This is a genomic window from Arthrobacter sp. D5-1 (assembly GCF_017357425.1).
Classification (GTDB): Bacteria; Actinomycetota; Actinomycetes; order Actinomycetales; family Micrococcaceae; genus Arthrobacter.
Genome location: NZ_CP014571.1, coordinates 1,351,844 through 1,363,687 on the forward strand (window position 1 = coordinate 1,351,844; position 11,844 = coordinate 1,363,687).

General features: G+C 64.6%; 14 protein-coding genes. 7 read left to right on the forward strand and 7 right to left on the reverse strand.

The window, feature by feature from the left end:
• Positions 1-19 precede the first annotated feature (19 nt).
• From AYX22_RS06280 to AYX22_RS06290, 3 genes are read left to right on the forward strand one after another with little or no spacing between them, the layout of a single operon-like run.
• On the forward strand, positions 20-1,042 hold the full coding sequence (locus tag AYX22_RS06280) for a PmoA family protein (RefSeq protein WP_207596673.1): 1,023 nt from the start codon (positions 20-22) through the stop codon (positions 1,040-1,042).
• Between the two features lies 1 nt (position 1,043).
• Entirely contained in the window at positions 1,044-1,790 is a 747-nt protein-coding gene (locus AYX22_RS06285) for a cupin domain-containing protein (RefSeq protein WP_207597498.1), read from the forward strand.
• A 24-nt stretch (positions 1,791-1,814) separates the two neighbouring features.
• On the forward strand, positions 1,815-2,834 hold the full coding sequence (locus AYX22_RS06290) for a LacI family DNA-binding transcriptional regulator (protein ID WP_207596674.1): 1,020 nt from the start codon (positions 1,815-1,817) through the stop codon (positions 2,832-2,834).
• On the opposite strand, the gene AYX22_RS23995 is transcribed toward AYX22_RS06290, so the two are convergent.
• Positions 2,831-3,244: a hypothetical protein gene (locus AYX22_RS23995; RefSeq protein WP_242703546.1), complete on the reverse strand. Its 414-nt coding sequence runs from the start codon at positions 3,242-3,244 to the stop codon at positions 2,831-2,833. The genes AYX22_RS06290 and AYX22_RS23995 overlap by 4 nt on opposite strands.
• Before the next feature lie 265 nt (positions 3,245-3,509).
• Between AYX22_RS23995 and AYX22_RS06300 the strand changes: the two genes are divergently transcribed.
• On the forward strand, positions 3,510-4,247 hold the full coding sequence (locus tag AYX22_RS06300) for a GAF and ANTAR domain-containing protein (RefSeq protein ID WP_207596675.1): 738 nt from the start codon (positions 3,510-3,512) through the stop codon (positions 4,245-4,247).
• A gap of 5 nt (positions 4,248-4,252) precedes the next feature.
• Here AYX22_RS06300 and AYX22_RS06305 read toward each other — a convergent pair whose 3' ends face one another.
• Genes AYX22_RS06305 through phnD form a run of 5 tightly spaced genes read right to left on the reverse strand, consistent with a single transcriptional unit; the run spans position 4,253 to position 8,174 of the window.
• Positions 4,253-4,870, reverse strand: a complete 618-nt coding sequence (locus AYX22_RS06305; RefSeq protein WP_207596676.1) for a TetR/AcrR family transcriptional regulator — start codon at positions 4,868-4,870, stop codon at positions 4,253-4,255.
• On the reverse strand, positions 4,863-5,630 hold the full coding sequence (locus tag AYX22_RS06310) for a tyrosine-protein phosphatase (protein WP_207596677.1): 768 nt from the start codon (positions 5,628-5,630) through the stop codon (positions 4,863-4,865). The genes AYX22_RS06305 and AYX22_RS06310 overlap by 8 nt, the downstream gene beginning before the upstream one ends.
• Positions 5,631-5,639: 9 nt before the next feature.
• Complete coding sequence (phnE, locus tag AYX22_RS06315; RefSeq protein ID WP_207596678.1) at positions 5,640-6,497, reverse strand: phosphonate ABC transporter, permease protein PhnE; 858 nt, start codon at positions 6,495-6,497, stop codon at positions 5,640-5,642.
• Positions 6,466-7,266, reverse strand: a complete 801-nt coding sequence (gene phnC, locus AYX22_RS06320; protein ID WP_242703547.1) for a phosphonate ABC transporter ATP-binding protein — start codon at positions 7,264-7,266, stop codon at positions 6,466-6,468. Before phnC ends, phnE begins: the two co-directional genes overlap by 32 nt.
• Before the next feature lie 5 nt (positions 7,267-7,271).
• On the reverse strand, positions 7,272-8,174 hold the full coding sequence (gene phnD / locus AYX22_RS06325; protein ID WP_207596680.1) for a phosphate/phosphite/phosphonate ABC transporter substrate-binding protein: 903 nt from the start codon (positions 8,172-8,174) through the stop codon (positions 7,272-7,274).
• A 180-nt stretch (positions 8,175-8,354) separates the two neighbouring features.
• Here phnD and AYX22_RS06330 point away from each other — a divergent pair, with 180 nt between their 5' ends.
• Positions 8,355-9,719 carry an MFS transporter gene (locus AYX22_RS06330; protein ID WP_207596681.1) on the forward strand — a complete coding sequence of 455 codons (1,365 nt, stop codon included), beginning with the start codon at positions 8,355-8,357 and terminating at the stop codon, positions 9,717-9,719.
• Here AYX22_RS06330 and AYX22_RS06335 read toward each other — a convergent pair.
• On the reverse strand, positions 9,716-10,171 hold the full coding sequence (locus tag AYX22_RS06335; protein WP_207596682.1) for an anthrone oxygenase family protein: 456 nt from the start codon (positions 10,169-10,171) through the stop codon (positions 9,716-9,718). The two genes, AYX22_RS06330 and AYX22_RS06335, sit on opposite strands and share 4 nt — an antisense overlap.
• 80 nt (positions 10,172-10,251) lie before the next feature.
• On the opposite strand from AYX22_RS06335, the gene AYX22_RS06340 reads away from it, so the two are divergent.
• Positions 10,252-11,259 (forward strand): AraC family transcriptional regulator, encoded by a 1,008-nt coding sequence (locus AYX22_RS06340; protein ID WP_207596683.1) that lies wholly within the window; start codon positions 10,252-10,254, stop codon positions 11,257-11,259.
• 51 nt (positions 11,260-11,310) lie between these two features.
• Positions 11,311-11,766, forward strand: a complete 456-nt coding sequence (locus AYX22_RS06345; RefSeq protein ID WP_207596684.1) for an SRPBCC domain-containing protein — start codon at positions 11,311-11,313, stop codon at positions 11,764-11,766.
• Positions 11,767-11,844: the final 78 nt, after the last annotated feature.

An 11,844-nucleotide genomic window follows, 5' to 3' on the forward strand; every position in this document is an offset into this window, starting at 1 on the left:
CCCGAACCGGAGACCCCACATGACCACCACAGCCCAGACCACCACAGCCCAGGCCACCCTGACCGAAACCGTCAGCTACACCGACAACGGCCACTCCTTGACGTTCACCGTCGGAGACCAGCAGATCGCCACGTACACGTACCGTCCCACAGACGACCAGTACGAAAGCCCCCGCCCCTTTTTCCATCCCCTCACCACACTGGAGGGAGACGAGGTCACTATTTCCAGGCCGTGGGATCACGTGTGGCACAAGGGCCTGTCGTGGGCCCTGCCGAACGTGGGCGAGCACAATTTCTGGGGCGGAGCCACGTACACCCGCGAGACCGGCTACTCGAACCTGGACAACAACGGGGCCATGAACCACGAGGCCTTCATCAGCATCGAAGAACTCGGGACGGGGATCACCGCAGCGGAATCGCTGCTGTGGACTGCCCAGCCTTCCGAATCCCAACCTGCCGAAACCCAACCTGCCGAATCCCAGCCGGCCACACAAGGGCAGGCCGGCACACCCCTCATCAGGGAACAGCGCCGTTTCGCCATCCAACTGCTCCCCACCGGACACGCGTGGGCTCTGCTCTTCGAAACCACCATGGACAACGTCTCCGGTGCGGAGATCGGAATCGGCAGCCCCACTACCGAGGGCCGCGACAACGCAGGGTATGGCGGCTTGTTCTGGCGCGGACCCAGGTCCTTCACCGGCGGCCAGTTCCGATCCGACAAGGGGACCGGTGCCGACGAATTCATGGGCACCCGTTCACCGTGGATCGCCTTTACCGGCCAGCACGATGTCACCTGCCGGAAGTCCAGCATCCTGTTCGTCGAGGACCAGGCCAACCCTGGCGCGTCCAACCAGTGGTTCGCCCGCTCGTCCATGTTTGCCTGCCTCGGCTCGGCACCGTTCTTCAGCGAAGTAGTCCCGCTCAAGGAGGGCCAGCCGCTGACGTATCGCTACGCCGTCGTGATTGCTGACGGGGCGCTGGAAGACCAAAAGGCAGCTGCGCTCGCCGACGCTGCCAAAGCTGCACTGGATGCCTGGGCCTGAGATGTGCACATCGTTCCCGGGGGCCACTGCGGTTTCCGAGGTCAGCATTTACGATTGGCCCGGGCTGGATGGCGCGGCCGGAGGCTCCCCGCACCTGCACACTGCGTCCACTGAAGCGTACGTGGTGCAGCAGGGTTTCGGCCGCCTGGAGACCCTGGATTCCCGCGGGTTCACCTCCACGCCGCTGGCGCCCGGGACGGTGGTCTGGTTTACGCCGGGTACGGTGCATCGCGCCATCAATGACTCCGGCGACCTCAGGGTGCTGGTGGTGATGCAGAACGCCGGGCTGCCCGAGAACGGTGACGCCGTGATGACCTTCCCGCCAAGGCACCTGGTGGATTACGAGACGTACGCACGCGCCGCCGCGCTGCTGTCGAAGAACGCCGACGGCGGTGACGCGGCTGCGGAGGCGGCCGCGCGTCGCCGTCGTGACCTGGCGTTGGAGGGTTATCTGGAGCTGAAAACGGCAGTCCAAAAATCCGGGGCCGCTGCGCTCGCCGACTTTCACGCTGCCGCCGCGCGATTGGTACAGGGGAAAGCCGGGACGTGGCGCAGGTACCTCACGGACGGCGCAGAGCGGCAGGCCACCCTGACAGGGCAGCAGTTGCTGTCTCTCGAGTCCATGGAAAGTTTCTACATGCAGGACGCGAGGACTACGATGGGCGAACGGAAAACCCGCAGGATCTACGGCATGTGCGGTCGGATCCAGGCGTGGGAACTTTCCGAAACTGTCATCGCCGGGACGTGATTCCCGGCCGGGAAGGTGGGGACCATGGTAACCAAGCAGGACTCGGGACGGGCGACGATCAGCGAGATCGCCCGGGAGGCCGGCGTCTCCGTTCCCACTGTCTCCAAAGTCCTTAACGGCCATGCCCACGTCGCGGCAGCCACCCGCGCAAGGGTCGAAGAAATCATCGCCAAGCGTGACTACGCCCGCCGCCCCGCCAAGCGCAGCAAGAAAGCCGGGCTCATCGACCTCGTGTTCCCGGGTATGGGCTCTGAATGGGCGTGCGAGATCATCGAAGGCGTGGAACGGGTCGCCCAGGAAGCCGGGTACGGCACTGTGGTCAGCAGCCTGTCGCTGGACGGGTCCAGGATCCGCCCGTGGCTGGCGAACCTTGCGGAGCGGAAGTCCGACGGCGTGCTGCTCGCCGTGTACGAACTGGACTCGAAGCAGATTCAGCGCATCAAGTCGCTCGGCATTCCGGTGATCCTGATCGACCCCGTGGGGCAGCCGGGACCGGATCTCATGACCGTGGGTGCCGCCAACTGGGACGGTGCGTTCTCGGCCACAGAACACTTGTTGAAGCTTGGCCACACAAGGATCGGCATGATCGGTGGCCGTGAGGATCTGCAGTGCAGCAGTGCGCGCGAGGACGGGTATCTGGCTGCGCTGCGGCGAGGCGGCGTGGACGTTGATCCGTCGTTGATGGTGCCCGGCGACTTCTCCACCGAATCCGGGGCACGGGGGACCGAAGCTCTGCTTTCCCTGGCAGACAAGCCCACCGCGATCTTCACCGGCAACGACGCCCAGGCTCTCGGCGCCTACCGTGCCGCGCGCTCGGCCGGCCTGCGTATTCCCGAGGACCTCTCCATCATCGGCTTCGATGACATCCCCGCTGCGGAATGGATCGAACCCGGCCTCACCACCGTCCGCCAGCCTGTGGTGCAGATGGCTGAAACCGCCATGCGCGCGCTCCTCCGGCACCTCGAGGGTGACGAGGAGTTGCCGCAGCGGATCGAGCTGGGAACGGAGCTGGTGGTGAGGGGCTCGACGGCTCCTGTTTCTTAGCCCCGGCCCATGCTCGTGGACGGATCCCCGCCGCCCTCTGAGGGGTCTGCGCGGAGGTCGTCGGGATCGCCGTCGGGCAACCCCGCCGGTCCCGGTACGTCTCCCGGGGCCGCCGGAACGTCGTCGTCGGTTTCGCTGGCTTGGCGGGTGTCGCCGTCGGACCCTGTCCGGCGTGAGGTGGTGCCGGCGTCTGGTTCTCCGGGCCCGCGGTGGCGGCCCTTGGAGTTGGTGTCCGGGGAAAGGTCCTCGTCCATGGCGTTGGAACCCTCGCTGATGGACGAATGGACCTGGATGTCGTCGTCCTTCTTGCCCGGCTCGGGGACGTGGCCGTCGTCCACGGGATCGGACGTGCCGGCCAGGTCTTCCATCGCGTTTTCGGTTGCCTTGCGGATGCTGTCTTCTACGCCCATCAGATAACTCCTTTGCACGAAAGGTCCGTGTGCCGGACCCGATTGCATAGTAAGCCTACTTACTTTTTCGGTGATGTGAAACCCGTACCGGGGTTGACAAAGTGGCTCCTTTTGGGTTGCGTCGCCGCAGGTCAGGACCTTACGCGCCGCACTTTGTACCGTTGATCGTTGGGCGATAAGGTATTGCCAGACCGTTTTGCAGAGGGCGGCCCTTTTCGCTCCTTTGCTGTCTGCTGGGGACGCATTTCAGTCAGTAGGAACGTGCATGGTCAACCCCCGCCCTGAGCAGGAAGCTCTCCAGAATGGATACTTTTTAGATCTCGTCCTGGGCAGCGAAGATGTAGAGGCTTTTCTCAGCGATTTAGCGGCTTTCTCAGCCGAAAGCCTCTCGCATCCTGACTCCACCGTCTTCTGCGGTATCACCGTCCTGCGCCGTAAGAAGTCCGCTACGGCGGCCAGCAGTGACGACCGTGCCCGCGTGATGGACGAGCTTCAAAACGACTTTGAGGGCCCCTGCCTCACGGCCATGGACAAGCTGACTTCCGTCCTGGTGCCGGACCTCCTGCGTGAGCACCGCTGGCCGGACTACGTCGAAGCTGCATCGCACCAGGGTCTGAGGTCAATCCTCAGTGTCCCGCTTCTGGTGGAGGGCGATACACGTGCTGCCCTCAACCTTTACTCGGAGCGGGCAAATGCGTTCAGTGACTCCGACGTGGAGCATGCAGAGGTCTTCGCCTCGCATGCCTCGAAGTCGCTGCGCCTCGCCCTGAAGATCGCGCAACTCAGCGATGCCCGGAACGACCTCGCGGCAGCCATGCAGTCCCGCACCGTGATCGACCTCGCTGTCGGAGCGATCATGGCGCAGAACAAGTGCAGCCAGGAAGAGGCCTTCACCATCCTTCGCACCGCGTCCAGCAACCGCAACATCAAGCTGCGGCACTTGGCGAAGTCCATCATCGCGGCCGTCTCGTCAGGAAAGATCACCACGCACTTCGAGGAGTAGGGGCCCTACCGCCGCAACGCCCCGTCCCACACCAGCTTCACGGCGTTGCGCACACGCTCCCGGGTTTCAGCGATGGACGCGGCATCGGAACCTGCAGGCCGCACCACGAACTGGTAGTAGTACAGCCCGTTGATGAGGTCGATCATCGCCTCCACATCCACGTCCGGCGCCAGCTCACCGGCGGAAATTCCGCGGCGGATTTCCGCCGCAATCGGTTCGCGGCGCCGGGAGACGTGGCGGTTCCAGGACAACGCACGGAGTTCATCGTTCTCCAGGCCCATGGCCACGCGCTTCTTCACCAGCGCGCCCACTCGGCCGTCGACGTCGATCGCTGCTTCTTCATACGAGGCGAGGATCGTCTCCAGTGTGGTGTCCTTTCGCCGGAAGCCGAGGCTGGACCGGACGCTGTCCAAGGCCGCGGCGATCAGCTCTTCGCGGCTGCTCCACCGCCGGTACAGGGCGGCCCGGCTCACGCCTGAACGCTCTGTAATCGCTGAGATGGTCACGTCCCGCGTGTCGCGTTCAAGCAACAGCTCCACTGTGGAGGAAAGGACGGTGGACTCCAGTGCGGTGTCGCGCGGCCTGCCCGGCCGACGATCCGCAACGGCGGCGGTGTCAGGCATCGGCAATCACCAAGCGCTCACGCAACTGCGCTATGGTCGCGTCCGACAGCCCGGCACGCCGCACAGGCTCCAGCACACTCCCGTGCCGCTCGATCAGCACCTTCTGCATCGCCTCCATGGATTCCACATGGGCGCCCATCATGGCGCCCATGCCCTTGATGGCTTCCTCGTCAAGGACCCGGTCCGGCATGAGACCACCCATGATCGCCCGGAGCCGGGGGAACAGCTGCGGCAGGCGGGTGGCCGTCACGGCGTAGTCGGCGGAGATGGTTTCAGGCGTAGCGCCCAAGGCTGACAGCACGACGGCGGCGAACACTCCCGTACGATCCTTGCCGGCCGCGCAATGGAAGACGGTGGCGCCGTCGGCCATGGCTACCAGCGTCACGCCGAGGGCGAGCTGCCGGGCCTGGGTCTCGAGCAGGTTGGCGTACCAAGCGCCCACATGTGCAGGAGTAGTGGCGGAGGTCATCATCTCGTGGCTGATGTCCTCCGGCGATGAAACCGACGCCGTCAAGGCAAGGTGATGGTAGCTGACGCCCGGTACAGTCAACGGGCCCCGCCCGGTGAAGAGTGCTTCCTCCGGTGAGCGGAGATCGATCACCGAGGTGACGCCGTCGTCGATCATTTGCTGGGCGAAAGCCGCCGGCATCACCGAGACATCATCACTGCGGAGCAGTACGCCGGGACGGGTGGTACCGCCGGAAACGGGCAGGCCGCCAAGGTCGCGCAGGTTGACGGGAGAGAGATCCAAAGTTTCCACAAGAGAGTCCTAGCTGAGCTTGGCGCGGATGAAGGCGCTGACCCGGTCGATGATGGTGACCAGCACGACGATGCTGATGATGATGGCGCAGAGGTGTCCGTAATCGTACATGCGCATTGCGGTAGTAAGCTCCAAGCCGATGCCGCCGGCACCCACCAAACCGAGGATCGTGGCACCGCGGACGTTGCCTTCGAAGAGGAGCAACGTATAGCTGACCAGCAGCGGCGCAGCCTGGGGGAGGACGGCATAGCTGATGATCTGGCGTTTGTTGGCGCCCACGGCGGTCAGTGCTTCCACCGGCCCGGGTTGCACGGATTCCATGGCTTCGGCGTACACCTTGCCGATGGATCCTACTGAGCCAAGCACGATTGCGAGGATGCCGGCGAACGGACCCAACCCAACAGCCGAGACGAACATCAGCGCGAAGATGAGCTCCGGGACGGATCGCAACACGTTCAGCACCGCCCGGCAGGAGGTGTAAACCCAGCGTGGGGAGATGTTGCTGGCCGCGCCGAAGCTCAGCAGCAGCGATGCGAGGGCGCCGAGGACTGTGCCCACCAAAGCCATCTGCAGGGTTTCGACGAGCAGCTTGATGATGATGCCGAACTTGTCGAACGTCGGCGGGAAAAGGCGGCCCAGGAAGTTGCCCATGTTGGGGATGCCGCTGAGCAGTTTGTCGGGGTTGAACCCGGCGCCCATTCCAGCCCAGACCAGCACGACGGCGACGATCACCCAGAGGGCAGCGCCGCGTGGCGTGGGGAGGCCGAAGGGGCGGGAAAGCCGGAGACGGTCGGCTTCGGGGAGGCTGGTACTAATGGCCTTCTCTGCGGGGGCTTCAGTTTTCGAGGAGCTCAGTGTCTGTTCCATAAATCTGGTGCACCTCCTTTTCGGTGATGGTGGTGGCGGGGCCGGCGAAGACGAGTTCACCGGAGTGCAGCCCCAGGACGCGGTCGGCGTAGCGGCGGGCGAGGCCCACGACGTGCAGGCTGACGATCACGGGGATCTGTTCCTCGCGGGCGATGTCGCGGAGCAGTCCAAGGATGGTGCCGGCGAGCCGCGGGTCCAGGGAAGCGACGGGTTCGTCGGCGAGGATCAGGCGCGGCTGCTGCATCAAGGCGCGGGCAATTGCGACGCGCTGCTGCTCACCGCCGCTCAGGCTCCGGCACGGCTGCTTGGCCTTGTGCGCCAGGCCCACGCGGTCCAGCAGTTCCAACGCCATGGTCCGCTGCGCCCTGCTGAACGTGCCCAGCATGTTCAACGGCCCTGCCGAGTGCAGTCCGCCGGTCAGCACGTTGGTGAGGGCAGTCAGCCGCGGCACCAGATTGAAGTGCTGGAAGACATATCCGACGTCGGATCGCAGCTCGCGCAGGCCGGTCGGGTTCTGTTGGGCTACTGAGCGGCCGGCGACTTCCAGTGCGTCAGCAGTGAAGGGGGCGATCCCGGTGAGGGTCTTCATGAGCGTCGATTTACCCGAGCCGGAGTGGCCCAGCAGCGCCACGACTCCGCCGGGGTAGACGTCCAGGTCGATGCCCGCCAGCGCTACCTGCTCGCCGTACTGGACCCGCAAGCGACGTGCGCGGACGGTGGGCGACCCGGCCGGGGCGAGTGCCGCCGTCGTGCTTTCTGTTGGTGACATGAGGCTCATCGGAGGTCCTGGAGGTCCACGCCGATGGACTCGGCCACGTCTACGAGGGGTGCGTACGTGCTGAATTCCGGGTCGGCCGTGGGTTCGCCGGTGATGCCGAAGGTCTTGGACACCTTCTCGTTGCCGGACATCAGGGCAGGGAGCTTGGCCTTGAGGGCTTCGCGGGCTTCGTTATCCAGGCCTTTGCGCACCACGATGGAGATGCCGACGGGAATGGGGTCCGACTTGGCGATGACTCCGATCTCGTCCTCCTTGATGACGCCCTTCTGCACAAACGTGGGGTACAGCTGGCGGGCGGTGCAGGCAACATCCACGTTGCCGTTCGCGAGGGCCAGGACTGCGGAGTCGTGCGAACCGGCGAACGTGCTCTTGTAGTCGGTGCCGTCCGTGAGGCCGGCCTTGGCCAGCAGTGACTTGGGCATGAAGTAGCCGGTAGTGGAGCCGGGGTCGATGAAGGCAACCTGCTTGCCCTTCACATCGGCCGCGGACTGGATGCCGCTGTCCTTCCGGGCCAGGCAGAAGCTGGCAGGTTCGGTGCTGGCAGGCCATACCAGGAGCGGGTCCACGCTGTCGGTCTTGTAGGCGAGCGCTGCGGAGAACTGGCTGAGGACGGCAATGTCCACGGATCCGTTGCGGACAGCTTCGACGACGCCCAGGTAGTCGGCGGGCTGGAGGTTGGTTACGGTGCGGCCTGACGCGTCGCCCACCATGGTGGCGAGGTCGGCCATGATGGCTTGTTCGTCGGGATCGTCGGTGCCTGGGGGAGTGGCGAAGACGAGCTCGGTGCTGCTTTTGTTGTCGGCGCCTGCGGCGTTGGCGTCTCCGGAACAGCCAGCGAGTGCGCCGATGGCCAGGAGGCCGATGAACGAAGTTGCGATGATGCCTGCACGAGCGTGCATGGTGATGCCTTCCGTCATGTGTTGGGGTGACGTAATTACGAAACCAGCAGTATCTGAATCGGAATTACGAGACTGCCGTACTTGAAATGGCGGGAAGGTTAACTGTTTGCGCTCGCCTGGAAAGTCCGCCCTGTGGCCCCGTTTCGTGACCCGAGGCAACCATGGAGCAGACTTAGGCGGGTGACCGTCAACAAACCCCGCCCCGGCCTCGCGATCGCTGCGCTGAGTCTCGGGACGGCGCTGAATCCGCTGAATTCGTCCATGATCGCCGTCGCACTGGTGGTTTTGCGGGAGCATTTCGAGCTCGACGTCGCCACGGTCACCTGGGTGATCACCTCGTTCTACCTCGCGTCCGCCGCAGGTCAGCCGCTCATGGGCCGGCTCGCCGACCGCTTCGGTCCGCGGCGTCTGTTCATGTTCGGCATGGCCCTGGTCGCGGTCACCTGCGCCATCGCACCGTTCCTGCCCAACTTCGCGCTGGTCTGCGTGGCCCGCGCGCTCATGGCTGTGGGAACCGCGACGGCGTACCCGTCCGCCGTCGTGATGGTCACCGAACTGAGCCGGCTGGCTAACCTGCCGTCGACGCGGCCTTTGGGCCGGATCCAGATGGCCAACACCTCGGCCGCTGCCGTCGGACCAGTAGTGGGAGGGCTGTTGGTGAGCCTGGTGGGATGGCAGGCGTTGTTCGCCATCAACGTGCCCATCGCCTTGCTGGCCATGATCGTGGTCTACAAAGTGGCGCCGGTCGATTCCGGCCGCGAGACCGGCAAGCTCGGCCAACTGATCCGCGATTCCGACATCCCCGGCATCGTCGCGTTCGTCACCTCGCTGATGCTCGCCATGATGGCCCTGCTCAATGTCATGCCGGGATACCGCTGGTACCTGCTGGGCGCCGCCACCGTGATCGGAGCGCTCTTCGCCTGGCGTGAGCTGCGCTTTCAGCCGCCGTTCCTGGACTTGCGCCTGCTCGGCCGGAACCGACCGCTGCTGCTGGTCTACCTGCTTTTCGTCGTGTTCAGCGGCGTCTATTACTTCGCGTTCTTCGGCCTGCCGCAACTGCTGCAGGAAGCTGGACAGTACGACGCCGGTGTGGTCGGCCTGCTGATGCTGCCCCTTGCGGCGTTGTCGGTGGTGGTGACGCCACTGACGGTGAGGTTCATCGAGCGGTTCGGCGTACGTTCCGTCCTGATCACCGGAGTCCTGATTCTGACGGTTGCTGCGGGAACGCTCGGCTTCCTGACCATGACGCTGTGGGCTCCGCTGGTGTTCGCGCTGACTGCGTTGATGGGCGTTCCCTATGGCGTGGTGAGCACTGCCTCCAACCAGGGCCTGTACGTGTCAGCCCGTCCCGAAGAAAGGGGAGTGGCCGCCGGAATCTTCCAGACCTGCCGCTACCTCGGAGCCATCACGGCCACCGTGTTGATCGGTGTCCTCTACGGCCCGGGCGTGAACCAGGCGAACTGGGGAATCATGGTCCTGGTGATGCTGGGTCTGAGCGCCGTGGTGCTGGTGCTGGCTGTCATGTGGCGAAAACCCGCTGTTTAGGGATTCAGCGGAATCAGCAGCGCCGCCGCGCCCGCGATGGACAGGGCGGCGCGCAGGTGGTTGGCCGGAACCCAGCCCCGCAGGAACTGGCTCCAATCCTGGCTGGAGCCTTGGGCCAAGCGGTTATTGAGCGGCACATTGATCGCCATGGTGGAGAGGAATCCAGCCAGGCAGGCCGCGGCGCCTGCCACCCGGAGCGGAGGCTGGCTTCCGGGATCGACGACGGCGGCGACCACCACGCCGGCGGAGGCGGCCGCCGAGCCGAAGAACAAGACCATGAATGGCGGGGTTACAGCCTTCTGGTTGATGGAGTTCATGGTGGTGGCCGCTTCACCCGCTGGCCGGTGGCGAAGGGCCGGCATCACGAGGGTGGAGAAAGCGAAGTAGAAGCCGCCCACCAGAGCCGAACCCGTTCCGGCTGCTACGGGAAGCCAGGTGCTCAAAGTTGTCATGCCTCAAGCCTGCCTTGCCCGGTGTGGACGATGAATGGTCAAGGATCCACTTTTCATACGTTTGCGTCTAAGCTGGCCGCATGGACCCACTGTCGCAGTTCCTCACCGGTCCTCGGGCGCAGGCGGCATTTGCCCTCCGCGTGGTGATGGATCCGCCCTTCGCCATTGACGTTCAGGACCAAGCCGCCCTGACAGTGATCGTGGTGGTGCGCGGAGAAGCGTGGATCACTGCTGACAGCGCTGAACCTCAACTCCTCCGGCAGGGTCAGGCGGCGACAGTCCGAGGGCCGGAACCCTATATCGTGGCTGATGCTCCCGGCAGGGAACCCACGGTAGTCATCGATCCAGACCAGTCCTGCCGCACCCCCAGCGGCGAAAAGTTGGAGCTCACGTTTTCCCGGGGAGTGCTGACGTGGGGCAACAGTGCCGTTGGCGAAACAGTCCTGCTGATCGGCACGTACCAATCGCCGGCGGCCGTGGGCCAGTTGGTCACGTCAGTGCTGCCCAGGCTGGCGGTCTTCGGGGAAGAAGACCTCGACGGCGGTCTGCTGGGAATGTTGGAACGCGAACTCACCCATCAACGGCCTGGACAGGAAAGCGCGCTGGACAGGCTGCTGGATCTCCTCCTGCTGAACCTCGTGCGTGCCTGCGTGGACCGGGGAGACGCGCCCCATGGAACGTGGGCAAAGGCGTCCCGCGAACCAGTGGTTGCGCAGGCTCTCGAACTGCTTCACCAAGAGCCGGCGGCGCCGTGGACCGTGGCCGGATTGGCGCTTAGGTGCCACGTCTCCAGGGCCACCATGGCCGCCCGCTTCCGTGCCGCCGTCGGGCAGTCCCCCATGGCCTATCTCAGCGCCTGGCGGCTGGCGCTGGCTGCCGACAGGTTGGCCTCCGGCAATGCCACTACTGCAGTCATCGCGGAAGAGGTTGGCTACAGTAATGCGTTCACGTTCAGTGCCGCGTTTTCGCGTGAATATGGCGTCAGCCCAAGTGGCTACCGGCGGTCCGCGCAGGCGGCAAACGGCAGAACGGAAGGCGCAGCTAAATCATCCGCGGGAACCGGCACCGGTGAGCGTCGCGAAATGTAGCACCTGAAGGAGACGGCCAACAACCGTGCACTTCGGAGAAAGCGGAACACCATGTCACCCAGTCCCGATGGAATTGCCACCACCGTCAGCAAAACGTTCAGCCGCACCACCCAGGTGTCCACCACCGTCAACGCCAGCCCGGCCACCGTGTGGACGTTGCTGACCACGGCGTCGGATTATCCGCGGTGGAACTCCACCATCGTTTCGGTGGACGGCGACATTAAGCCCGGATCCACCATCCAGCTGGTCTCCACGCTGGATCCCAACCGCACGTTCAAGCTCAAGGTCAAGGAGTTCGAGCCCACCAGCCGGCTGGCCTGGGGTGACGCGATGGGAACCCGCGTGTACACGCTCACGGAAACCAACGGCGGCGGGACCCTGTTCGAGATGAACGAGCGCATCGGCGGGCCGGTATTTCCGCTGTTCGCCAGCAAGATCCCGTCGTTCGACGCCAGCTTTGAACAGTTCGCCGCCGACCTGAAAGCTGCCGCCGAGAATACCGACTGACGTCAGAGGCGGCCCCCCCTTGACTAAATAACTGAGTGAACTCATAATTGAGTTAAGTCAGTTAATTAGTCATTGGAG